We start from the raw sequence: 22,763 nt of genomic DNA on the forward strand, positions 1-22,763 counted from the left end.
CCGGCCGCCCCGGCCGTGTGCCGACCGGCCACTTCGCCCCCACGGTGCAGAATGTTGCCATGCCATCCAGCGTCGGCCGCGATGCCCAGTCCGCCGTCTACCGGGCGGGGGTGTCCGGCCGCACCCCGCGCATCCCGGTCGGCTTCCCCGCGCTCGAGCGGGCGGCCGAGCGCCGCATGTCACGGGTGGCGTTCGCGTACGTCGCCGGCTCGGCGGGGCTGGAGCGCACCGATCGGGCGGACACCGCGGCGTTCGGCGCCCACCGGATCCTGCCGCGTGTGCTCCGCGACGTCTCGTCGCGCGACCTCGGCATCAACCTGTTCGGCACGCGGAGGGCGACACCGCTGCTGCTCGCGCCGATCGGTGTGCTCGACCTCGCGCATCCATCGGCCGACGCCGGAGCAGCCCGCGCCGCCGCAGCCCTCGGCATCCCCGCCGTGCTCTCCAACCAGGCCTCGATGCCGATGGAGCAGGTGACAGCGGCGATGGATGCGGTGTCCCCGGGCGCGAGCCGCTGGTTCCAGCTCTACTGGAGCTCGTCGAACGAGCTGGTCGAGAGCCTGGTCTCGCGCGCGGAGGCTGCCGGCTGCGAGGCGATCGTCGTCACCCTGGACACCCACGTGCTCGGCTGGCGGCCACGCGACCTCGACCTCGGCTATCTGCCGTTCAGCCGCGGACGCGGCATCGCCCAGTACACGAGCGATCCGGTGTTCCGGCGCCTGGTGCGCGAGCGCGTCTCAGCGAGCGGTCCGCGCGTCCGCACGCCGCTGACCCCCGCCGCCGTCGCGTCGTTCGCGAGTATTCTGCGGCGCCATCCCGGTCGGCTGCGCGACAATCTGCGCTCTCCGGAACCGCTCGCCGCCATCGAGACGTTCCTCGATGTCTTCGCGAACCCCGCCCTCACCTGGGCCGACCTCGCGTTCCTGCGCGAACGCACAACGCTGCCGATCGTGCTCAAGGGCGTCTTGCACCCGGACGACGCCTCCCGCGCCGTCGATGCCGGGATGGATGCCGTGCAGGTGTCGACGCACGGCGGACGTCAGATCGACAACGAGCAGCCGGCCCTGGATGCGCTCCCCCGCGTCGTCGATGCGGTGGCCGGACGCATCCCCGTGCTGTTCGACAGCGGCGTGCGCAGCGGAGCCGACGCGGTCGTCGCGCTCGCGCTCGGCGCCCGCGCCGTCGGCATCGGGCGGCCGTACGTGTACGCGCTCGCCATCGCGGGCGAGGCCGGAGTGCGCGAGCTGCTGCGGAACACGATCGCCGAGCTCGACATCACCCTGGGGCTCGCGGGCGTGCGCAGCGTGGCGGAGCTGGACGCGTCGATCTTCGCCTGAGCCTGGCGGCTCCGCCCGCCAACCGCGCACCGAGCCGCGCGCCAAACCGCGCGCCGAGCTGGGCTAGGAGACCGACGCGCCGATCAGCGACAGCAGCGCCTGCGCGTACGCCGTCGCCGCATCCTCGTCCTCGAACTGCCGCTCGTCGCCCCCGAGCAGGATGGTCACGCGGTAGCCGTCGTCTGTGCGCGCGAGGTGCAGGAAGGCGCCGCCGAGCAGGTCGCGCAACTGGTCCTCGCGCGGAATCCACAGCGCGTCCTCCACCGCCAGCGAGTCGAGCGCCCACTCCGTCGTCCCGTTGAAGCCGAGGATCGTTCCGGTGTCGAACTCGTGCGGTTCGATGGTCATGTCGCTCACGGTGAACCGGTCGCCGGACAGCTCCTCGCGGTCGATCGCGAAGGTGTCTCCTGACTGCGGCCGCCAGCGGAGCCCTGCGGCGCGCAGCAGGCGTGCGGTGTCGTCGGCGATCATCGGATGCTCCTGACGCTCAGCGGGAAGACCATGTCCGCGAGTCTAGGCCTCCGCCCCGGTGTTTCCCAGGCCCAGACCCATCCCACCCTCAGAGCGACGCGCCGCGCTCAGCAGGAGTTCTCCAGCCCACTGGCGACTCTCCTCCGTCCCGACGGAGATCCGCACCGCGTGCCATCACGATCCTCCTTCCGAACCCTGCCGCTCAGTCCGTGACCAGCACGATCTTCCCGCGCACGTGCCCGGCCTCCAGCCTGGCGAACGCCTCGGCGACGCGCTCGATCGGGAAGATCGAGTCGATCGGCAGCAGGCACTCGTCCTCGGCCAGCAGGGCGGCGATCCCGGCCAGCTCGGCGTTCCCCGCTGCGGAGCCGCCGACCGTGCGCGCGCCGCGGGCTGCAGGACCGAACGCGGCGATCGTGTTGATGCGGTCGACCGGCACGCCGAGCTCCAGAGCAGCCTCGATCGTCTCCGCACCGTGGTTGTCGAGCACGGCGGTGATCCTGTCGCCGTCCAGCAGCTCCCGGATGCGGTCGGCCAGGCCGTCGCCGTATGTCACGGGCACGACGCCCAGCCCCTCCAGATAGTCGTGATGCTCCTCGCTCGCCGTCCCGATCACCGTCGCTCCCGCGCGCACCGCGAGCTGGGCGGCCAGCACGCCGACGCCGCCCGCGACCGCGCTCACGAGAACGGTGTCGTGCTCGCGCAGACCGAGGGATGCGGTGGTCGCCATCGCCGTCCTGCCGACCGTCGCCAGCGACCCGGCCACCTCGAAGGTGAGCGGGTCCGGCTTGTGCAGCACGGCGGCGTCGGCGTCGACCACCACGAAGTCGGCGAACGTCGCGAACGGAACGCTCCCGAACACGGCCTCGCCGACCGTGAAGCCGGTGACGCCGTCTCCCACCTCTTCCACGAAACCGGCGAAGTCCTGGCCGACCCCGCTCGGCACGGTGACGCCGAAGCGCGCAGCGACCCGCTCATCCCGAAACGCCTTGGCGTCGATGGCGTTGAGACCGGCGGCCATCACCCGCACGACGAGCTGCCCGGCGCTCGGCCACGGCCGCGCCGTCTCGACCAGGCGGAGCACATCGCGGGAGCCGAACTCGTCGAATCGAACGGACCTGGGCACGCGAACTCCTTACGTCTGTGACGAGGAGTCTAGTTCCGGCCGCGGCGACCGCAGGCGTCCGGACCGAACTCAGCCGAAGAGCAGAGCCGCCTCGTCGTAGCGCGCCTGCGGCACCGTCTTGAGGCCGCCCGTCGCATCCGCGATCGACACGTTGACCACGTCGGTGCCGCGCAGCGACACCATCGAGCCCCAGCGTCCCTCGTAGACCGCGTCGACCGCCGCCATTCCGAGGCGCGTGGCGAGCACCCGGTCGTATGCGCTCGGCACGCCGCCGCGCTGCATGTGGCCGAGCACCGTGGCGCGCGACTCGATGCCGGTGCGCTCCTCGATCATCGGGGCGAGCATCTCGCCGATTCCGCCGAGACGCGGACGGTTGAACGCATCCAGGCCCTTGTGGGAGTGCGCCTCCTCCATCGTGTCGAGGTGGAAGCCCTCGGAGACGACGATGACCGGCGCCCTTCCGCGGTCGCGGACCGACTCGACCCACTCCACGATCTGCTCGATCGACTGCGGCTGCTCGGGGATGAGGATGGCGTGCGCTCCCCCTGCCATGCCGGAGTGCAGCGCGATCCAGCCGACGTGGCGGCCCATGACCTCCACCACCATGCAGCGCTGGTGCGACTCGGCCGTGGTGCGCAGACGGTCGATGGCCTCCGTGGCGATCTCGACGGCGGTGTCGAAACCGAACGAGTAATCGGTGGCGGCGAGGTCGTTGTCGATGGTCTTCGGCACGCCGACGATCTTGAGACCGGCATCGGTCAGGCGGCGGGCAGCGGTGAGCGTGCCCTCTCCTCCGATGGCGATGATCGCATCGATGCCGTTCTCGTCCATCATGCGCTGGATGTTCTCCGGGCCGCCGTTGTCGCCCTCGAACGGATTGGTGCGGCTGGAACCGAGGATCGTGCCGCCCTGACGGGAGAGCCCGCGCACGCTGTGGCGGTCGAGCGGCATGATGTCGCCGTTGACGACGCCTCGCCAGCCGTAGCGGAATCCGGCGAAGTCCGTGCCCTGGGCGCGGTCGCCTTTCAGGACAGCGCCGCGGATGACCGCGTTCAGTCCTGGACAGTCGCCGCCACTGGTGAGGATGCCGATCTTCAAAATGCTGCTCCCTGGGTGATATTCGCTACCTGTGAATCATGCCCGACGGTGGTCGTCAGTACAAAAACGCCCGGCACGGCAGCATCGGCGTGCGGACGGTGCGCGCGGCGCGCGAGCGGCTAGAGCCCGAGAGTGCGCTGCAGTTTCGACGAGCTGGCAGACACGACGGCGCCCGCCGCGAGCACGCGCTCCTCGATCTCGTCGAGCAGCGCGGTGCGGCCGGAGCGCGTGTCAGGGGCGCCGCTCAGCAGTTCCACCTCCCACTCGCGCCAGCCCTGCGTGCCGCCGCTGCGCAGGTTCTCGCTGGTCACGTGATCGTCGCAGAACTCCGCGAGGTCGAACCCGGCCGCATCCTGCAGCACGACCGTCGTGCGGGTGTTGGTGACCCGCGCGATCGGGACGAGCGGTGCGTCGCCGATTCGTGCATCCGGAGCCACCTGGGCAATGGATGCGATCAGCTCGGCTGGCACATCGTCGCCGTCGGTCAGCGGCCAGTGCAGCTCGGTGCGGCCCTCCTCGGCAGGCAGCTTGACGTGCCAGCCCTCGTCGGCTCCTCCGCGACGGACGCGCACGGCGACCTTCGCGTGCGCGAGCGCCAGGTCGGAGGTGTCGAAGTAGGTGGCGACGAGTTCGGCCGTCTCCGGCTTCGACCCTGTCGCGACGGCGCCGACGCCGACCAGGAACGGAGGCTCCGTGTTCTCGTCGACGTCGTACTTTCGCTCGATTTCAACCTGAGAGTGCTGGGGCATTCCCCCTGTCTAGTGCAGTTTCGCTCTGTCGCGAAATTTCCAGACCTCGACGGCAGGGCTGTCTATCGTGAAGGCATGAGCGAACGCGAGACGATCACGGCCCGATTCGACGTCACAGGATGGGACCCGGCCGACCTGCCCGGCATCGACGGCGACTGGGTCGGCGGCATCACGATGCGGAAGACGTACACGGAGGGCCTGGTCGGGGAGTCGGTGGCGCACTTCATCTCGTCCGGCACGGAGGAGAGCAGGGGGTACCTGGCCGCCGAGCGGGTGACGGGCACGCTGCCGGACGGACGAACGGGGTCGTTCACGGTGCACCACGGCGCACTGCAGCACCCTGGCGATCCTTCGGCGTTCGGCTACATCGTGCCGGGGACGGGAACGGACGACTTCTCCGGGTTCGCAGGGAGCGCGCGCATCCTGCACGACGAGCGCGGGCCGTACTTCGTGTTCGAGCTCGACTGAACGCGCATCCCGGTCGAACGGCCCTCGACCACCGGCGGCGCGAGAGGTACCCTCGGTGCATGAGCGAGAGCGACACGCGCCCCGGCGACGACGACCTCGACGCCTTCCGCGAAGAGCAGGAAGGCGACTACGAGCCCGCGCCGAACGTCCACGACGAGGACGACCTCCCCGTCGCGGACGACGATGACGACGACCTCGTTCCCGACGACGACCGCCCCGTGCCGCTCGACGACGCCGGCATCGCCTGAAGCACGACTCGTGCCCGCGCGACTCGTGCGCCCACGCTTCGTGCGCCCCACGCTTCGTGCGCCCGGCGACTCGTGCGAAACGTGCGAGTCGCCGCGATCTTAACCGCACCGTTCGCACGACTCGTGCGCCCGCGACTCGTGCGAAAGGTGCGGTCGGGGCGAGCGCGACCGCACGTTTCGCACGACTCGTGCGCCGCGGACGGCGTCAGCCGAGCGCGTCCTCGAGCAGGTGGATGAGGGCGTCGAGCTGCACGGAGTCCGCCGAGCCGAGCTCCACGTCCGAGCCGTCGAGCGCTCGGGCCGCGAGGCCCTGCTTGGCGTCGATGAGCTCCGCGATCTTCGAGTCGATGGTCTGCGCCGCGATGATGCGCCACGCGGTGACCGGCTCCTCCTGACCGATGCGGTGCACGCGGTCGATCGCCTGCGTCTGCTCCGCCGCCGTCCAGGACAGCTCGGCCAGCACCACGTTGGATGCGGCCTGCAGGTTGAGGCCGACACCCGCCGCGGTCAGCGAGCACACCGCCACCGACACATCCGGATCGTTGTTGAACGCGTCGATCTCGCGCTGGCGGGCGATGGCGGTCTGGTCGCCGCGGATCGAGATCGTCTTCAGGTCGCGGGCGGCGAAGGCGTCCTCGGCCGCATCCATCACGTCGATGTGCTTGGCGAAGAACACCACCTTGCCGACCGAGCGCGCGAGCTGCGCGGCGTAGTCGGACGCAAGCCCCGCCTTCGCCTGACCGATCTTGCGGACCATCGTGAAGACGTTGTCCCCGCTCTTGGCCGACTTCGACTCCTCCAGCTCCGACTGGGCGACGAGCCGGATGAGGTGCCTGCGGTGCGCCTCGTCGTCGCCGTCGAACGAATCGGGGCGACCAGCGGCGGATGCACGGCGGAACTTGGCGACCAGACGCGCGGCCAGCTCCTTCTCGGCCTGGCGGATACTGCGGCCGAGGTCGTCGTCGAGCTCGACGGGCAGGTCGACCACGCGACGGCTCGGCAGGTCGGAGGCGACGTCGAGTTTGCGGCGGCGGACGATGCCCATGTCGATGACCGCCTCGCGGGCCGCGGCGTAGAACCCGAAGTCGGCCGGGGTGAGCTCGGTCTCCTCCAGCTTCTGCATGAGCTCTGGCGACGGCTTGTTGCCATCGATCCAGCCGAGGAACTGCCAGATGGCCTTGAAGTCGTCGATGTCGTTGATCAGCGGGGTGCCCGTGAGGGCGAGCAGCAGCGGATCGCCGGTCTTCTTGATGGCGTCCGCGAGCCCGAGAACGTATTTCGAGCGCTGCGAGTGCAGGTTCTTGATGAAGTGCGCCTCGTCGACGACCATGCCCTTGAAGCCCAGGGTGCTGAGCCAGGCCAGGTGCCTGTCGAGCACTTCGTAGTTCACGATCACGACGTCGGCGAACGCATCCAGCCCCTCGCCGTCTCCGTGGATGACGGTGGCCCTGCGGTGCGGCGTCCAGCGCTCGACCTCGCGCGCCCAGTTCATCTTGACCACGTTCGGCACGACGGCCAGCAGCGGGTACGCACCGACGACCGACGCTGCGAGCACCGACTGCGCTGTCTTGCCGAGACCCGGCTCGTCGGCGAGCAGGAAGCTGCGGTGTCCGAGCCTGACGCTCTCCACGAAGCGGGCCTGGTGGTGCATCAGCTCCAGGCCGGGAGGCGAGTACCTGTCGATCGCGGGCGCAGGCGGCAGCTCCATGCTGGCCGCCTGACCGCCGGAGCCGTATTCGAACGACTTGAACAGCGGGCCGAGCAGCTCCCACGAGTCGAGACGGCGGCGCGGGGCAGGCTGTGCCGCTGTCGCCCGGGAGAAGTCGGGGGCGAGGAACGGGTTGGAGAGCTGCCTGGCGCGCACCGACTGCGGGATCACCTGCTTCTCGGCGAGCTCCGGCGTGATGACGCTGTCCTGCTTCGCCACGGGACGCTCCACCGTGATGATGAGGTCGTCCGGCGTCAGCTCGGTGCCGGACTCCAGCAGCCAGTCGCGACGCATGGTCTGCGCGGTGGCGGTCGGCGGGGACTCGCTCTCCAGCAGGGAGATCAGCGAGGTGTCACGTGCCGCTGTCTTCGCGAGGATGGTCGCGATGCCGTCGAGCCGTTTGAGCTGCTCGGCGCGCGCCGCGTCGCTCAGCTCAGGGTCGGACTTCGCCCTGGCCCGCTCTTCGCGCATGAGGAAGGCGATGACCTGGAACTTGGTGCGATTGGTCGGCCCGAGCTTCTTGCCGTCCGCGGCCTTCGCCTCCACCTCCCGCACTTTGCGCGCGAGGACGGGGATCAGCCCGTCGTTGTTCGCGTGGCGGTTGCGTCGCTGCTGCTGGCGTGACGGGCTGGTGCGTTGACCGGAACGAGACATGGTCCTCCAGTGGGAGCGTCGCGCGCTGACGAAGAGCGGACGCCGTGTGGCGTGAGGGCCGGCGCAGCGATCGGGCAGGGAACCGAATGGTCCTGCCCGCCGCGGTGAGCGCCGGGGACGCGTCGCGAGTGAAATCGCGGCGCTCAGACCAGTTTACGCGAGGATGCGGGAATCAGCGACGTTGATCGACGGGGATCTTCACGGTGACGGCCACGGCCACGAAGAGCACGGCGCCGGCGAGGTGCAGCAGCCGGATGGCGACGTCGCCGAACGCGATCGGCCAGACCGGGTTCCAGATCACGGCAACGGGGATCAGCCCGGCCAGCCACCACCACTGCTTCGCCTGCCCGGCGAACACGCAGAGGATGAGCGCGAGGATGCTCACCGCGTACTGCACGTAGAGGTACCAGTCGCCCCCGATCAGGGCGAGGCCGCCGATCAGGACGATCGCGCCCAGGATGCCTGGGGCGAGCGCTGCACGATTGAACGCGGGCTGGGTGGTGTATCGGGACACGGTCACCGAGTCTACGTCAGCGGGATCGGCGCTGGATGCGCATCCACTGTGCCTGGCTGACGCACGGCTGGATGCTGGCGGGGCGTGCCGACGACGGTGCGCCGGCACGCCCACGTTCAACGGTGCGTGTGATTCAGCAGGCGCCCTTCCGCAGCAGGAACGCGCATGGTGGGGCGTCCGACCCCACGCTCACGGTCACGACGGAATGGCGGGCGAGCTCGACGAATTCGTCGAGCTCCAGACGGGTCATGGGCACGCGACGGAGCTCGGCATCTGATGCGATGCCGTTCACCGCGAACGCCACGTCTGGGACATCGTACGGTTCTCCGGCGAGATCGAGGAACGTGATCGGCGACGGGTCTTCGTTGTCGAGAGGGAACACACTGAGGATCGCGTCTGCAGCGGCTTCTGTGGTCACTTCTCCAAGATGGATGACGGGTGAAACGATTGCTTCTTCTGGATAGCCGCTGCCGACAAGGGTAAGCATGTCGCCATCGTGCATGGAATCCAGGGCGCTTAAAAGCGCACCAGACAGCAGCGGGCTGAGGTTCTTCAGCAAAGTCGGGCCTTTCCTGTAAAACGAATATTTCTCAACCCCTATGTGGAGGATAGACCCGGCAGTATGTCCTCCCCCACCCCCCTTTCAGGGGTGAATGCGGACGGCGCGCCGGAAGGATTCTCACACTCCTCACAGGATCACTGGTAGGGATACATCCCCGCCGCGGAATATGACGCGATCTAGGAAGAAATCCTGCGCCCGGTGAACGACCGCAACCGCAGGCTGTTGAGAACGACGAACACGCTCGAGAACGCCATCGCCGCCCCGGCGATCATCGGGTTGAGCAGCCCGAGCGCCGCCACCGGCAGCGCGGCGACGTTGTAAGCGAAGGCCCAGAACAGGTTGCCCCTGATGATCGCCACCGTGCGTCGCGACAACCGGATGGCGTCGGCCACCAGCACAGGGTCGGAGCGCAGCAGCGTCAGGTCGCCCGCCTCGATCGCCACGTCGGAACCGGAGCCCATCGCGATCCCCAGGTCGGCCGCCGCGAGAGCGGCAGCGTCGTTGACCCCGTCGCCGACCATCGCCACCGAGTTCCCCTTCGCCTGCAGCGCCGCGATCGTCTGCGCTTTCCCCTCGGGCGTCGCACCGCCGACCACGTTCCGGATGCGCAGTGGCCCGACCACCGCGCGCACCGTCTCCTCGTGGTCACCGCTCAGCACCACCGGCTCCAGCCCCAGACCGCGGACCAGCCCGATCGCCTCCTCCGCGTCGTCACGCAGCGGGTCGGAGACGCTCAGCACGGCGACGGCACGGTCGTCGACTGTGACGAGCACCGCCGTCGCGCCGTCGGCACGGGCGGCGCGCACGGCGACGGCGAGCGCGCCGGGGATACCGGCGCTGTCGTTGACGCGGGCGACGGTGACCTGCCGCCCGTCCACGAGCGCGTTGACGCCGAACCCGGCGACGGCACGGAACCCGGAGACGGGAGCGTGCGCATCCACGGCGGCCGCGATGGCCCTGCCGATCGGATGCTCCGAACCGCGCTCGGCCGACGCTGCGAGCAGCAGCACGTCCGCCGCGGCCACGCCGTCTGCCGTCACGACGCCGGTGACCGTCATCGTGCCGGTGGTGAGCGTTCCTGTCTTGTCGAAGACGATCGTGTCGATGCGGCCGGTGCGTTCGAGGACTTCCGGCCCGGTGATCAGGATGCCGAGCTGCGCTGCGCGTCCCGTGCCGACCAGCAGGGCTGTCGGGGTCGCGAGACCGAGCGCGCACGGGCAGGCGACGATGAGCACGGCGACCGCGGCGGAGACGGCGGCCGCAGTGCCTCCGCCGACGAGCATCCACACCAGGAACGTCGCCAGGGCGAGCCCGATGACCACGGGCACGAAAACGCCGGAGATGCGGTCGGCCAGTCGCTGGATGCCCGCCTTGCCGAGCTGCGCCTCCTCCACGAGCTTCGCCATCCTGGCGAGCTGGGTGTCCGCGCCGACGCGGGAGGCGCGCACCACGATGGTGCCGGCGTGCGCGATCGTCCCGCCGGCAACAGCGTCTCCTGCGCCCACCTCGACGGGCACGGACTCCCCCGTCATCGCACTGGTGTCGACAGCGGCTGCGCCGTCCAGCACGACACCGTCCGCCGCGATGCGCTCGCCTGGCCGCACCACGAACCGGTCGCCCACCGCCAGGGCCGAGACGGGGACACGCTGCTCCCGCTCGTCGCCGGTGAGGATCGCGACGTCCTTCGCCCCTGCTCGGAGCAGGTCGCGCAGCGCAGCACCCGCCCGTCGCTTCGACCGCTCCTCCACGAATCTGCCGAGCAGCAGGAACGTGGTGACTCCGGCCGCCACCTCCAGATAGATCGAGCCGGATGCACTGCCAGGCTCCGCCACGAAGCTGAACGGGTGGCGCATCCCGAGCTCGCCCGCTGTGCCGAAGACGAGCGCCCACACCGACCACAGGTATGCGGCTGCCGTGCCGAGCGAGACGAGCGTATCCATCGTTGCCGCACCGTGCCGCAGGTTGACGGCCGCAGCCCGGTGGAACGGCCAGCCGCCCCAGAGCACGACCGGCGTCGCCAGCACCAGCGACACCCACTGCCAGCCCCAGAACTGCCAGGCGGGGACCATCGCGAGCAGCACCACGGGAACGGTGAGGCCCGCACTGACGAGCAGCCGGATGCGCAGCGCAGTGCCGGAGTCGGTTTCAGCCAGCGGTTCGGCGGCTTCGATGACGTGCGCGCCGTACCCGGCCTTCTGCACCTCCGCCACGAGCAGCGCGGGGTCGACGGAGGCCGGCGCCGAGACGCGAGCGCGTTCCGTGGCGAGGTTGACGCTTGCGGTCACGCCGTCCAGGCGCCCGAGGCGCTTCTCGACGCGCGCCACGCAGCTCGCGCAGGTCATGCCGTCGATGGCGAGGTCGAGCTCGACCGTGTCGGCGGAGGAGCCTGGCGCGGTTGTCGCGCCCGTCGTCGCGCCCGTCACAGCAGGGGAAGGCGGCGTGGGTGGGCCAGTGCGTATCCGGCCTCTTCGACCGCGACCGCGACCGCATCCACCGAGAGTGCCGTGTCGCTGGTGACCGTCGCCGTGCCCGCCGCCACATCGACCGCGACCGCCGTCACGCCGTCGATGGTGCTGAGTTCCTCCGTCACCGCGTGTGCGCAGTGCGCGCAGGTCATGCCCCGGATGTCGTAGCTCGTTTCCATGTCTTCGACTGTAACACATACCCCATAGGGGTATGTGGGATCGGCGCGGTATCCTGGAACGGTGATCGCAGACATCAAGAAACGCGCCATGCACCGCACGCGCATCCTGGAAGGCCAGTTGAGGGGCCTGGAGAAGATGATCGAGAACGAGGACTACTGCATCGACATCATCACGCAGTCCCTCGCCATCCAGAAGTCGCTCGGCTCCCTCAACAAGCTGCTGGTCGAGAACCACCTCAAGACGCACGTCTCCGAGATGTTCGAGGAGGGCGGCAGCCAGCGCGACGACGCGATCGTGGAGCTGCTGAAGGTGTACGAGCTCTCGAACAACAGGGGCTGACCGTGGACGACCTCATCCAGATCGTCCGGGGCGACATCACCGACGAGCGCGTCGACGCGATCGTGAACGCCGCCAACAGCTCCCTACTCGGCGGAGGGGGCGTCGACGGCGCCATCCACCGCAGAGGGGGCCCCGCCATCCTCGACGCCTGCCGCGAGCTGCGCGCGACCACGCTTCCCGACGGCCTCCCGACCGGCCAGGCCGTGGCCACAACGGCGGGCGACCTCGCCGCGACCTGGGTCATCCACGCGGTCGGCCCTGTCTGGTCGGCGTCCGAGGACCGCACAGAGCTGCTGCAGAACGCCTACCGCTCGTCCCTGCGCGTCGCCCGCGAGGTCGGCGCGACCTCCGTCGCGTTCCCCGCGATCTCCGCCGGAGCATACGGCTGGCCGATGGACGACGCCGCGCGCATCGCGGTCAGCACGGTGCGCGCCGTTCTCGCCGCATCGTTCGGCCCGGTCGAGCGCGTGCGGTTCGTGCTGTTCTCCGACGACGCCCTCACCGCGTTCCGCACGGCGGCGGGCGAGTGAGCGCCACCCCCGGCATCGACGACGATGCCGCCCTGGAGCGCTTCCGCACGCTCCTGCGCATCCCGACCATGTCGCGCAACGTCGTGGACGACACCGACTGGGAGTCGTTCGACCGCTTCATCGCCGCCCTCCCCGAACTCTATCCAGCGCTGCACGCGACACTCGAGCGCGAACGGCACGGCCACTCGCTGCTCTACCGCTGGCGTGGAGCGGGCGACGGGCCGCCGACGGTCCTGATGGCCCACTACGACGTCGTTCCAGCCACCGACGAAGGCTGGGAGCACCCGCCGTTCGGCGCGGAACTCACCGGCGACGGAGACGGCCGCGTGCTCTGGAGCAGGGGCACCCTCGACGACAAGGGCGCCCTCGTCGCGATCCTCGAAGCAGTGGATGCGCTGGTCGCCGCGGGCCACACACCTGCGGCCGACGTATACCTCAGCTTCGGCCACGACGAGGAGACGGTCGGTTCGGGAGCGCAGGCGATCGTCGCCGCCCTGGGCGAGCGCGGCATCCGTCCTGCACTGGTCGTCGACGAGGGCGGCGCGGTGGTGGAGGGCATTTTCCCCGGCGTCGCCAAGCCGATCGCGGTCGTCGGAGTGAGCGAGAAGGGCATCACCAGCGTGCGCCTGACCGTCGAGCAGAACGGCGGCCACGCATCCACCCCTCCCAAGCTGACGGCGACGGTGCGGCTGGCCCGCGCGATCACGCGGCTCAACGCCAAGCCGTTCCCGGCCAGACTCAGCGAGACGAACCTGCAGATGGTGGAGACGCTCGGCGCGCACGCCAGCGGGCCGCTGCGCGCGGTGTTCACCAGGGCGCGCACGCTGAAACCCGCCCTGGTCGCCGTTCTCGGCCGGGTGAGCGACGAGACGCGTGCGATCGTGCGCACCACGACGGCCGTCACCCAGCTCAGCGGGAGCCTCGCGGCCAACGCGCTGCCGGAGACCGCGGAGGCGGTCGTGAACGTGCGGATCGCGGTCGGGTCGAGCGTCGCGGAGACGGTCGCCCACATCCGCAAGGCGATCCACGACCCGCTGGTGCGCATCCAGACGGTCGACCCGAGTGAGCCGTCCCCGGTGTCGCCGACGAGCGGCCAGGAGTGGGAGGCGGTCGCCGGCAGCATCGCGGCTGTGCACCCGGAGGCGGTGGTGACGCCGTACATCATGCTCGGCGCGAGCGACAGCCGCCACTTCACGGCGATCAGCGACGCCGTCTACCGGTTCACCCCGTTCGAGATGGCCACCGAGGAGCGCGCGACCCTGCACGCCCGCAACGAGCGCATCCACGTGGCCACCTGGCTCCGCGGCATCCGCTTCTACGAGACCCTCCTGCGCGCCCGCTGACCGCCGACGCAATCGAGCCCAGGGTTTCTCACCTCAAAACCGGTTCTTGCGGTGAAAAAGCCTGGGCTCGATTGCTACGCGGCGCCGCCGAGGTCGGGGAGGGTGATCGCGCGGCTGGTGGGCGGCTGCTGGCGCAAGCGCTCCAGCGCTGGGACCAGCTCGTTGACCCAGACGCGGTAGCCCTCCTCGTTGAGGTGGAGCCTGTCGTCGCTGTATGCGGGGTTCAGCTCGCCGTCGTCGAGCGCCAGAGACGGCCAGAGGTCGAGCCACTGGGCGTGCACGGTCGGCGCGAACTGCCAGAGGTGGCGGTTGATGTCGCGGATCTGGTCGGCGAACTCGTGACCGCGCGGCAGCACGGACTGCACCAGGATGCGCGTCTCCGGCAGCTCCCTGCGCAGCGTCACCAGGATGGTCTCCACATTGCGCACCACGTGCTCGACGGAGCGCCGCCAGGCGAGGTCGTTCGTGCCGATCAGCAGCACCACGACAGCGGGCTGGGCGTTGATCACATCCCAGATCCGCGCGACCACGTCGTCGGACGTGTCTCCGCCGACCCCGAAGTTGTAGATCGTCTCCCCCGGCATCCACGCCTGCCAGTCCCCGCCCTGCGTGAGACTGTCCCCGACGAGGGCGGTCGGACCCATACCCGACATCCCCTGATCCGTCATCCGGACCTCCTAAGTCTTTCTGCCATCCTCCCCCAAGAAGCTGAAAGCCGCGAGGGGTGTACCGCGGCCAGCGGCTGCGGTACACCCCTCCGGATGCGTCAGGACGGCGATCGCGGGATGCGCGATCCGCCCCGGATCAGATCAGCGACTTGGTGTGCCAGACCGTCTTCGTCTCCGTGAAGAACGCGATCCGGTCGAGCGACGGGGCAGCCGCGTCCGGCCCGTTCTCCGGGGTGAGCACGCGCTTGAGAGTGTCGGCCGCGGCGATCTGCAGGTCGATCCACTCCAGCGCGCCAGCGCCGACCAGGTCGAGCGCGTTGACGTCGGCGTGCGACGCCAGCCACGGGGCGATCTCGGCCGGGGAGCCGGTCAGGATGTTCACCACACCGCCAGGCACGTCGCTGGTCGCGAGCACCTCGCTCAGGCTGATCGCCGACAGCGGGAAGCGCTCGCTCGCCACGACGACGACCGTGTTCCCCGCCACCAGCGCCGGCGCGACGGCGCTGACGAACCCGAGCAGGCCGCTGTCCTGCGGCGCCACGATCGCGACGACGCCGGTCGGCTCCGGCACCGAGATGTTGAAGTACGGTCCTGCGACCGGGTTGGCGTTTCCGACGACCTGGGCGAACTTGTCCGCCCAGCCCGCGTACCAGACCCAGCGGTCGATGGCCTCGTCCACCTGGGCGCCTGCGACGGACGCCGAGACGCCCTCCGTCTGCTGCACCTCGTCGACGAACTGGGCACGTCGGCCCTCCATCAGCTCCGCGATGCGGTAGAGCACCTGGCCGCGGTTGTATGCGGTCGCGCCCGCCCAGCCGCCGAGGGCTCCTCGGGCGGCGACGACCGCATCCCTGGCGTCCTTGCGGGAGGCCTTCGCGGCGTTCGCCAGGAACGCGCCCTTCGCCGAGACGACCTCGTACGTGCGGCCGGATTCGCTGCGCGGGAACTTTCCGCCGATGTAGAGCTTGTACGTCTTCGGCACGGTCAGGCGGCTCATTTCTTCGCTCCCTTGCGGGTCGTGGTGGATGCGGCGGTCAGCGCACCGGCGGACGAGCCGGAGAGCGCGCGTCCGGGCGTGAGGTACGCCGCGAGTCCGTGGCGGCCTCCTTCGCGGCCGTAGCCGGACTCCTTGTAGCCGCCGAACGGGCTGGCAGGGTCGAACCGGTTGAACGTGTTCGCCCAGATCACACCGGCGCGGAGCTTGTCTGCGACGGCCAGGATGCGGCTGCCCTTGTCGCTCCAGATTCCGGCCGACAGGCCGTACGGGGTGTTGTTCGCCTTGGCGATGGCCTCGGCCGGGGTGCGGAAGGTGAGCACGGACAGCACGGGTCCGAAGATCTCCTCGCGGGCGATCCGGTGGCTGGTGGACACGTTGTCGAAGATCGTCGGCGCGAACCAGAAGCCGTTCTCCGGGATGGCGCAGTCGGCCGTCCAGCGGTCCGCGCCCTCCGCCTCTCCGATGTCGGACAGCTCCCGGATGCGCTGAAGCTGCTCGGCGCTGTTGATCGCCCCGATGTCGGTGTTCTTGTCGAGCGGGTCGCCGAGGCGCAGCGTCGACAGGCGGTTCTTCAGCCGGTCGACGACCTCGTCGTGGATGCTCTCCTGCACCAGGAGCCTGCTGCCGGCGCAGCAGACGTGGCCCTGGTTGAAGAAGATGCCGTTGACGATGCCCTCGACCGCCTGGTCGATCGGCGCGTCGTCGAAGACGATGTTCGCCGCCTTGCCGCCGAGCTCCAGGGTGAGCTTCTTGTCCGTGCCTGAGACCGCTCGCGCGATCTCGCGGCCCACCGCGGTGGAGCCGGTGAAGGCGACCTTGTTCACATCCGGGTGGTTGACCAGGTCGCGCCCGGTCTCCCCCGCGCCGGTGACGATGTTGACGACACCAGCAGGCAGACCGGCCTGCTGCACGATCTCGGCGAACAGCAGAGCGGTCAGCGGTGTGGTCTCCGCCGGCTTGAGCACGACGGTGTTTCCGGCGGCGAGGGCCGGTGCGATCTTCCACGCGAGCATGAGCAGCGGGAAGTTCCACGGGATGACCTGGGCGGCGACGCCGAGCGCGCGGGGCGCAGGGCCGAGACCGGCGTGGTCGAGCTTGTCCGCCCATCCCGCGTAGTAGAAGAACCAGGCGGCGACGAGCGGGACGTCCACATCCCTGCTCTCCTTGATCGGCTTGCCGTTGTCGAGACTCTCCGCGACGGCGAGCTCACGGGCGCGCTCCTGCACGAGGCGTGCGATGCGGAACAGGTACTTGCCGCGGTCGCTCCCGCTCATCCTGGACCAGGTGCGCTCGTATGCCCGGCGGGCGGCGGCGACGGCCGCATCCACGTCGGCGGTGTTCGCGGTGGCGATGGTCGCGATGCGCTCCTCGGTGGCCGGGGAGATGGTCTGGAACGGGGTGCCGTTGCCCTCGACGAACTCGCCGTCGATGAACAGGCCGTACTGGTCGCGGAGGTTCAGGATGGCCCGAGACTCCGGCGCCGGTGCGTATTCGAGAAAACTCATTGTTCTGCCTTCGGTCTCTTCGGTCAGTCGATCGTGACGTAGTCGGCGCCGGAGTAGTGCCCGGTCGTCAGCTTCTGGCGCTGCAGCAGCACATCGTTCAGCAGGCTGGATGCGCCGAACCGGAACAGGTGCGGCTGGAGCCAGCGCTCTCCCACCGTCTCCGCCACGGTCACGAGGTATTTGATGGCGTCCTTGGACGAGCGGATGCCTCCCGCGGGCTTCACGCCGATCTCCTCGCCGGTGAGCTTGTGCCAGTCGCGAACGACCTCGAGCATCAGCAGGGTGACGGGCAGCGTCGCCGCGGGCGAGACCTTGCCGGTGGACGTCTTGATGAAGTCGCCGCCCGCCAGGATCGACAGCCAGGATGCGCGGCGCACGTTGTCGTACGTGTTCAGTTCGCCGGTCTCCAGGATGACCTTGAGGTGCGCGTACGAGCCGTCCGCGCGGCGGCAGGCCTCCTTGACGGCCACGATCTCGTCGAAGACGAGCCCGTAGCGGCCGGCGAGGAACGCGCCGCGGTCGATGACCATGTCGATCTCGTCCGCACCGGCCGCGACGGCGTCCGCCGTGTCCGCCAGCTTGACGGCGAGGGATGCGCGCCCGCTCGGGAACGCGGTCGCGACGGCCGCGACGTTCACGCTCCCCGGTGCGCCGCCGGAGCGCCCGGCGTGGGATGCGCCGAGCGCCTCCACCGCGTACGGCACCATGTCGCCGTACACGCACACGGCGGCCGGTCGCGGCGCGGTGAGGTCGCCAGGGTCGGGGGTGAGGGCCTTGGCGACGAGCGAGCGCACCTTGCCTGGCGTGTCTGCGCCTTCAAGGGTGGTGAGGTCGATCAGCTCGATGATCTTGTCGAGCGCCCAGGCCTTGCTCGTGGTCTTGATGGAGCGGGTGCCGAGTCCGGCGGCGCGCTGTTCGAGGCCGACAGCGTCGACCCCGGGAATGCCGTTCAGGTAGCGGCGCAGGGAGGCTTCCGTGAAGTCGCCTCCGAGCACCTCGACGGCCCGGGCCGCCGGTGCGAGGGTTCGCACGGGCGGCGTCGTTTCGATGGTCACGTCACTCCTTCTTTCAGCTCGCCGCTGTGCGGCCGAGCAGGTGGTTCGCGGTGGATTCGTCGGTGATGAGCGTGCTGCAGAGCCCACTCGACACGATGGCGTGGGCCACCCTGTGCTTGGTCTCGCCTGCGATCACGGCGATGCTGGTGCGCGCTGCGCGCAGTTCGTCCAGCGAGATGCCGAGGGTCCGTCCGTCGAGTTCAGGGTCGGCCACCTGGCCGTCCTCTGTGATGAACCGGCCGACGACGTCGCCGACCGCTCCCTTGGCGGCGAGCGAGGCGACGTCGTCTGCCGTGAGGTAGCCGGAGTCGACGTGCACGGAGCTCGTGTCGACCACACCGGCGCTGAACAGGTACGCGGATGCGCTCCTCGCCAGGGCGAGCACGCTCTGCACCGAGCGGTCGGCCTCGATGGCGCGGCGGGTGGCGGCGTGCTCGAAGATGGCAGGGCTCGGCAGCAGCGTGGCCGTGCCCTGCGCCTTGCGCGCGATCACGACGGCGGTGTCGGCCGCCGCGGTGGCCTGGCGCGTGCTCGACACGCTTCCGTTGATCTGCACCGGGTTCACGCCGACGGCCCAGCCTGGCCGCAGGCGCGCGGCGACGGCGTGCAGGGTGCGGCCCCAGCTCACGCCGAGCGTGCGCGGAACGGGTCGAAGCGTGGTGAGGTAGTCGGCTGCGGCCTGCGCGACGCGGGCCTGCACATCCGAGTCGGTGTCGAGGGTGGGCACGACGACGGCGTCCTGAAGGTCGTAGAAGCCGCAGAGCTCGCGCTCCAGCGAGAACCGTCTGGCGCTCGGGTGCACGATCTCGATGCGCACGAAGCCGTGCTCGCGCGCTGCGACGAGCAACCGCCCGACCTTCCAGCGGCTGACGCTGAGGGCGAGACCGATCTCGTCCTGGGTCTTGCCCGCCTCGTAGTACAGCTCAGCGGCTTTGACGGCGAGGATCTCATCGGTGTCGTTCATGGCCACCCTTCCACCTTAGGAACCGATTGCGCGTCCGAGCAACGCTTGCGCGCATGTTGCTCATATGAGCATCGGTTGTTTCCTTTAGGGTAAAGGTCGTGCCCACTCCCCTCGCTCTCGCCGTCGACTTCGGCGGAACCAAAGTCGAAGCCGCGCTCGTCGATGCAGATGGCCGCCTGGTCGAATCCACCCGCTTCCGCCGCCCGACCGGCCGCACGGCCACCGTCCCGGACCTCGAGGCCTCGGTCGGCGGCGTCGTGCGCGACGCCATCGCTGCGGTTCCCGCCGACGCCGTGCTCATCGGAGCGGGCATCGGCTGCGCCGGACCGATCGACCGCATCCGGGGTCTGGTCTCCCCGCTGAACGTGCCGCACTGGCGCGACTACCCGATGCGCGACTTCATCGCGGGCGTCGTGGCGGACGCCGGGCTCGACATCCCGGTCACGCTGGAGATGGACGGCGTCGCGATCACCCTCGCCGAGCACTGGGTGGGCGCAGCACAGGGCGTCGACAACGTGATGGGGATGGTCGTCTCGACCGGCATCGGAGGCGGCCTCATCGTCGGCGGCCGCGTCATCACCGGCCCGACCGGCAACGCAGGGCACATCGGCCACGTGGAGGTCGGCGAGATCGTCGGAGAGGACACCTTCGGCAACCCCAGCGCGCTCGAAGCCATCGCCTCAGGGCCGCACACCGTCGCGTGGGCGCGTCAGCACGGCTTCACCGGCACCACGGGCGAGGAGCTGGCGGCCGCGTACGCCGCGGGCGACGAGGTGGCGCACCAGGCCATTGCGCGCACGGGCGAGGCCGTCGGGCGCGCCATCGCGTCGGCGACCGCACTGCTCGACCTGGAGCTGGTCGCCATCGGCGGCGGCTTCTCGCACTCGACGCCCGACCTGTTCGACCACATGCGCCGCGTCATCGAGAACCACTACTTCCCCTACGTGCGCAAGGTCCGCATCATCCCCTCCGCCCTCTCCTCCGAGGGTCCCCTCATCGGCGCCGCCGCCCTCATCCACCGCGCCCACCTCCTCCCCTAGCCCCGTCCTCCAGCAATCGAGCCCAGGCTTTTTCACCGCAAATCGCGCTCTTAAGGTGAAAAAGGCTGGGCTCGATTGCTGGGGGGGGGTCAGCGGAAGTGGTCCTCGAGGGCGTGCGGGCGGGCGACGACGGTGCCCGCCAGGGCCGCGGCGAGGGCGGTGCCGATCAGGACGATGAGGGCGACAGTCCAGTCGCCGGTGAGCTGGTGCAGCACGCCCACCGCGAGCGGCCCGAGCGCGCCGAGCGTGTAGCCGAGGCCCTGCGTGAAACCGCTGAGCGCAACAGAGCCCTCGTGGGTCCGCGTGCGCACATTGATCAGCACCAGGCACAGCGGGAACAGCAGCGGCCCGAGACCGGCGAACACCACCCACAGCCAGGTGGCCGTGCCCGGCGCCAGGATCAGCCCGAGGTAGCCGGCGACGAAGAACCCGACACCCGCGTACAGCAGCAGGGCGACGTTGCGCATCCTGGCGGCCAGCAGCGGCACCAGCAGCCCGGCCGGGATGCCCATGCCCGCGTACAGCGACAGCAGCGCCCCAGCCTCCACCGGCGTCGATCCCGCGACGTCGTGCAGGATCTCCGGCAGCCAGGCGAACATCGCGTACGCGTTGAGGCTCGACGCGGCGAACACCACCGCCATCGCCCAGGCGAGCGGGGCGTGCCACACCTTTCCGAGCATCGCGGGCTCCGCCGCCTCCACCTCCACGTCGTGCGCGGGATGCACGGGCCGCCTGGTCAGGACGATGCGCAGCCAGGGCAGGATCGCCAGCAGGCTCACCACGCCCCACATCCCGACGGAGACGTGCCAGTTGGATGCGTCGGCCACCGGAACCGCGATCAGCGGCGGCAGCAGCGTGCTCACCGACATCACCGTCGCGTAGAGCGAGGTGACCAGGCCGATCCGGTCGGGGAAGTACCGTTTCACCAGCGGAGGAAGCAGCACGTTGCCGACGCCCATTCCGGCGAACGTCACGGCGGAGCCGATGGCCAGCATCGCGAACGATCCGGCTGTGGCGCGCAGGACGTGCCCGAGCAGCATCACGCAGAGCGCGGCGATCATCACGCCTTCGAGGCTGGCCTTGCGGGTGAGCGACGGCGCGAGCAGCCCGAACAGCGCGAAGAAGATCGGCGGGAGCATCCCGAGCAGGCCGACGCCGACGCTCGTGACGGCGAACTCCGTGCGGATCTCCGCGAAGATCGGCGACAGCGCTGCGACCGCGGTGCGCAGATTGCTGGCGACCAGCAGGATGCCCACGAGCGCGATTGCGCGACCGTGCCAGAGCGGTCGCGCGGGGGCGTCCGCCATCAGGTGGCGTTCTCGGGCTGCAGAATGCGCCTGGCGGTGTCGACGTCGGCCGAAATCTGCGCGATCAGCGGCTCGACGCCCGCGTACGCGACCATACCCCTGATGCGCTCGACGAACGCGATCTCCACGTGGTGGTCGTAGAGGTCCAGGTCTCTGTCGAGCACGTACGCCTCGACCTGCTTCTGCGGCACGCCCTCGAACGTCGGGTTGTTGCCGACCGAGATCGCTGCCGGATAGCGGTCGTCTCCGTCGGTGAGCCATCCGGCGTATACGCCGTCCGCCGGGATCAGCCCTTCCGATTCCGGCGAGAGGTTCGCGGTCGGGAAGCCCAGCTCCCTGCCCCGCTTCGCCCCGTGCACGACCACGCCGCGCAGGGTCGGGATGTGGCCAAGCAGCTCGCCCGCGTGCCCGACGTCTCCCTCTGCGAGCAGTTCCCTGATCCAGGTGGAGGAGACGCGTCTGCCGTGCTCCGGCCGCACATCGTCGATGAGGTGCACGACGAAGCCGTACTTCTGGCCGAGCTCGCGCAGCAGGTCGACGTCGCCAGCGCCGCGGTGCCCGAACCGGAAGTCGCTTCCGACGAGGACGGCGGCCGCGTGCAGCCTGTCGACCAGAATGTGGTGGACGAACTCTTCCGGCGACAGTTCGGCGAGCGCGCGGTCGAACGCGACGAGCACCGTCGCCTCCACCCCTGTTCCGGCGAGGAGGTCGAGTTTCTGCTCGACGCTGACGAGGGCGGTCGGGCACTTCTCCGGCGCCAGCAGTTCGAGCGGGTTCCTGTCGAAGGTGATCACGGTCGGGGTGAGCCCCCGCTCGCGTGCGACCTCGCAGAGCCTGCCGATGACGGCACGGTGCCCCGTGTGCACGCCGTCGAACTTGCCGATGGTCACCGCGCTCGGGCCGAAGCCCTCCGGGATCTCCGCCACCGATCGGAACAGCTTCACGATGCCGCTCCCCGCGGCTTGTGCCCGCGCAGGTAGATCAGTCCGAGGATCGGAAGCACCAGCGGGATGAACAGGTAACCCATGCCGTACACCGACCACACGGTGGCGTCGCGGCCGAACGGGTCGACGTCGTGCAGGCCGAGGGCCTCCGGCGCGAACAGGCTGAGCGAGCCGATGACGAGCACGCCGACCAGCTCGAAGGTGATCGTGATCCAGGCCACCCGGTACCAGGCGCGTCCCGGCGCGACCAGGGCGACGGTCGCCACGATGTAGACCACGGCGGCCAGTGCCGACAGGGTGAAGGCGACCGGCGCCTCGTGGAACCGGTCGATGATCTGGAAGACGCTGCGCCCCGTCGCCGCGAGCGCGAGCACGCCGTAGACGAAGACGAGCACGCGGCCGATGCCGGTGATCCGCCGCTTCGCGGTGGGGTCCTCCGAGTGGTCGCGTGCGGACATGGTGTGGTGTGACATCGCCTACGATTCTATTCG

Annotated in this window: 24 protein-coding genes; 7 read left to right on the plus strand and 17 right to left on the minus strand. The window is 69.9% G+C overall.

Going from position 1 to position 22,763, the window contains the following annotated elements; translation table 11 throughout:
* Window positions 1-59: 59 nt before the first annotated feature.
* Window positions 60-1,337 (plus strand): alpha-hydroxy-acid oxidizing protein, encoded by a 1,278-nt coding sequence (locus tag ACYVGI_RS11155; protein WP_460632691.1) that lies wholly within the window; start codon window positions 60-62, stop codon window positions 1,335-1,337.
* 63 nt (window positions 1,338-1,400) lie between these two features.
* Here ACYVGI_RS11155 and ACYVGI_RS11160 read toward each other — a convergent pair whose 3' ends face one another.
* The 4 genes from ACYVGI_RS11160 to ACYVGI_RS11175 form a co-directional block, all read right to left on the minus strand.
* Window positions 1,401-1,808, minus strand: a complete 408-nt coding sequence (locus ACYVGI_RS11160; protein WP_460632692.1) for a hypothetical protein — start codon at window positions 1,806-1,808, stop codon at window positions 1,401-1,403.
* Window positions 1,809-2,010: 202 nt separating this feature from the next.
* Window positions 2,011-2,934 carry an NADP-dependent oxidoreductase gene (locus ACYVGI_RS11165; RefSeq protein WP_460632693.1) on the minus strand — a complete coding sequence of 308 codons (924 nt, stop codon included), beginning with the start codon at window positions 2,932-2,934 and terminating at the stop codon, window positions 2,011-2,013.
* Window positions 2,935-3,003: 69 nt separating this feature from the next.
* Window positions 3,004-4,032, minus strand: a complete 1,029-nt coding sequence (locus ACYVGI_RS11170) for a 6-phosphofructokinase (protein WP_460632694.1) — start codon at window positions 4,030-4,032, stop codon at window positions 3,004-3,006.
* Between the two features lie 119 nt (window positions 4,033-4,151).
* Entirely contained in the window at window positions 4,152-4,781 is a 630-nt protein-coding gene (locus ACYVGI_RS11175; protein WP_460632695.1) for a CYTH domain-containing protein, read from the minus strand.
* Window positions 4,782-4,856: 75 nt separating this feature from the next.
* Here ACYVGI_RS11175 and ACYVGI_RS11180 point away from each other — a divergent pair, with 75 nt between their 5' ends.
* Window positions 4,857-5,249, plus strand: coding sequence for a DUF3224 domain-containing protein (locus tag ACYVGI_RS11180; RefSeq protein WP_460632696.1), 393 nt, complete (start codon window positions 4,857-4,859; stop codon window positions 5,247-5,249).
* Window positions 5,250-5,308: 59 nt separating this feature from the next.
* Entirely contained in the window at window positions 5,309-5,497 is a 189-nt protein-coding gene (locus ACYVGI_RS11185) for a hypothetical protein (RefSeq protein ID WP_460632697.1), read from the plus strand.
* 205 nt (window positions 5,498-5,702) lie between these two features.
* On the opposite strand, the gene ACYVGI_RS11190 is transcribed toward ACYVGI_RS11185, so the two are convergent.
* From ACYVGI_RS11190 to ACYVGI_RS11210, 5 genes are all read right to left on the minus strand, one after another.
* The gene (locus tag ACYVGI_RS11190; RefSeq protein ID WP_460632698.1) at window positions 5,703-7,859 is read right to left on the minus strand and encodes a DEAD/DEAH box helicase; all 2,157 of its coding nucleotides are present in this window, start codon (window positions 7,857-7,859) and stop codon (window positions 5,703-5,705) included.
* A gap of 172 nt (window positions 7,860-8,031) precedes the next feature.
* Entirely contained in the window at window positions 8,032-8,373 is a 342-nt protein-coding gene (locus ACYVGI_RS11195; RefSeq protein ID WP_460632699.1) for a DUF6804 family protein, read from the minus strand.
* Between the two features lie 133 nt (window positions 8,374-8,506).
* Window positions 8,507-8,932, minus strand: a complete 426-nt coding sequence (locus ACYVGI_RS11200; protein WP_460632700.1) for an RbsD/FucU domain-containing protein — start codon at window positions 8,930-8,932, stop codon at window positions 8,507-8,509.
* A 179-nt stretch (window positions 8,933-9,111) separates the two neighbouring features.
* Window positions 9,112-11,358: a heavy metal translocating P-type ATPase gene (locus tag ACYVGI_RS11205; RefSeq protein WP_460632701.1), complete on the minus strand. Its 2,247-nt coding sequence runs from the start codon at window positions 11,356-11,358 to the stop codon at window positions 9,112-9,114.
* Window positions 11,355-11,579 carry a heavy-metal-associated domain-containing protein gene (locus tag ACYVGI_RS11210; RefSeq protein WP_460632702.1) on the minus strand — a complete coding sequence of 75 codons (225 nt, stop codon included), beginning with the start codon at window positions 11,577-11,579 and terminating at the stop codon, window positions 11,355-11,357. Before ACYVGI_RS11210 ends, ACYVGI_RS11205 begins: the two co-directional genes overlap by 4 nt.
* Before the next feature lie 61 nt (window positions 11,580-11,640).
* Between ACYVGI_RS11210 and ACYVGI_RS11215 the strand changes: the two genes are divergently transcribed.
* From ACYVGI_RS11215 to ACYVGI_RS11225, 3 genes are all read left to right on the plus strand, one after another.
* Entirely contained in the window at window positions 11,641-11,919 is a 279-nt protein-coding gene (locus ACYVGI_RS11215; protein WP_055892256.1) for a metal-sensitive transcriptional regulator, read from the plus strand.
* 2 nt (window positions 11,920-11,921) lie between these two features.
* On the plus strand, window positions 11,922-12,449 hold the full coding sequence (locus ACYVGI_RS11220) for an O-acetyl-ADP-ribose deacetylase (protein ID WP_460632703.1): 528 nt from the start codon (window positions 11,922-11,924) through the stop codon (window positions 12,447-12,449).
* A 68-nt stretch (window positions 12,450-12,517) separates the two neighbouring features.
* Window positions 12,518-13,792: a M20/M25/M40 family metallo-hydrolase gene (locus ACYVGI_RS11225; RefSeq protein ID WP_460632893.1), complete on the plus strand. Its 1,275-nt coding sequence runs from the start codon at window positions 12,518-12,520 to the stop codon at window positions 13,790-13,792.
* A gap of 74 nt (window positions 13,793-13,866) precedes the next feature.
* On the opposite strand, the gene ACYVGI_RS11230 is transcribed toward ACYVGI_RS11225, so the two are convergent.
* The 5 genes from ACYVGI_RS11230 to ACYVGI_RS11250 form a co-directional block, all read right to left on the minus strand.
* On the minus strand, window positions 13,867-14,460 hold the full coding sequence (locus ACYVGI_RS11230) for a GDSL-type esterase/lipase family protein (protein ID WP_460632704.1): 594 nt from the start codon (window positions 14,458-14,460) through the stop codon (window positions 13,867-13,869).
* Window positions 14,461-14,596: 136 nt separating this feature from the next.
* Window positions 14,597-15,457 carry an aldehyde dehydrogenase family protein gene (locus ACYVGI_RS11235; protein WP_460632705.1) on the minus strand — a complete coding sequence of 287 codons (861 nt, stop codon included), beginning with the start codon at window positions 15,455-15,457 and terminating at the stop codon, window positions 14,597-14,599.
* On the minus strand, window positions 15,454-16,962 hold the full coding sequence (locus ACYVGI_RS11240) for an aldehyde dehydrogenase family protein (protein ID WP_460632706.1): 1,509 nt from the start codon (window positions 16,960-16,962) through the stop codon (window positions 15,454-15,456). Before ACYVGI_RS11240 ends, ACYVGI_RS11235 begins: the two co-directional genes overlap by 4 nt.
* Window positions 16,963-16,985: 23 nt before the next feature.
* Entirely contained in the window at window positions 16,986-18,017 is a 1,032-nt protein-coding gene (gene deoC, locus ACYVGI_RS11245) for a deoxyribose-phosphate aldolase (RefSeq protein ID WP_460632707.1), read from the minus strand.
* Between the two features lie 13 nt (window positions 18,018-18,030).
* Entirely contained in the window at window positions 18,031-18,981 is a 951-nt protein-coding gene (locus ACYVGI_RS11250; protein WP_460632708.1) for a sugar-binding transcriptional regulator, read from the minus strand.
* Between the two features lie 98 nt (window positions 18,982-19,079).
* On the opposite strand from ACYVGI_RS11250, the gene ACYVGI_RS11255 reads away from it, so the two are divergent.
* Complete coding sequence (locus ACYVGI_RS11255) at window positions 19,080-20,021, plus strand: ROK family protein (protein WP_460632709.1); 942 nt, start codon at window positions 19,080-19,082, stop codon at window positions 20,019-20,021.
* 89 nt (window positions 20,022-20,110) lie between these two features.
* Here the strand turns inward: ACYVGI_RS11255 and ACYVGI_RS11260 are convergent, their stop codons facing one another.
* Genes ACYVGI_RS11260 through ACYVGI_RS11270 form a run of 3 tightly spaced genes read right to left on the minus strand, consistent with a single transcriptional unit; the run spans window position 20,111 to window position 22,745 of the window.
* Window positions 20,111-21,328, minus strand: coding sequence for an MFS transporter (locus tag ACYVGI_RS11260; protein WP_460632710.1), 1,218 nt, complete (start codon window positions 21,326-21,328; stop codon window positions 20,111-20,113).
* Window positions 21,328-22,272 (minus strand): bifunctional riboflavin kinase/FAD synthetase, encoded by a 945-nt coding sequence (locus ACYVGI_RS11265; protein WP_460632711.1) that lies wholly within the window; start codon window positions 22,270-22,272, stop codon window positions 21,328-21,330. The genes ACYVGI_RS11260 and ACYVGI_RS11265 overlap by 1 nt, the downstream gene beginning before the upstream one ends.
* A complete protein-coding gene (locus ACYVGI_RS11270) occupies window positions 22,269-22,745 on the minus strand; it encodes a hypothetical protein (RefSeq protein ID WP_460632712.1) in 477 nt (158 codons plus the stop codon). The genes ACYVGI_RS11265 and ACYVGI_RS11270 overlap by 4 nt, the downstream gene beginning before the upstream one ends.
* Window positions 22,746-22,763: the final 18 nt, after the last annotated feature.

It is taken from the genome of Leifsonia lichenia, from assembly GCF_054780215.1.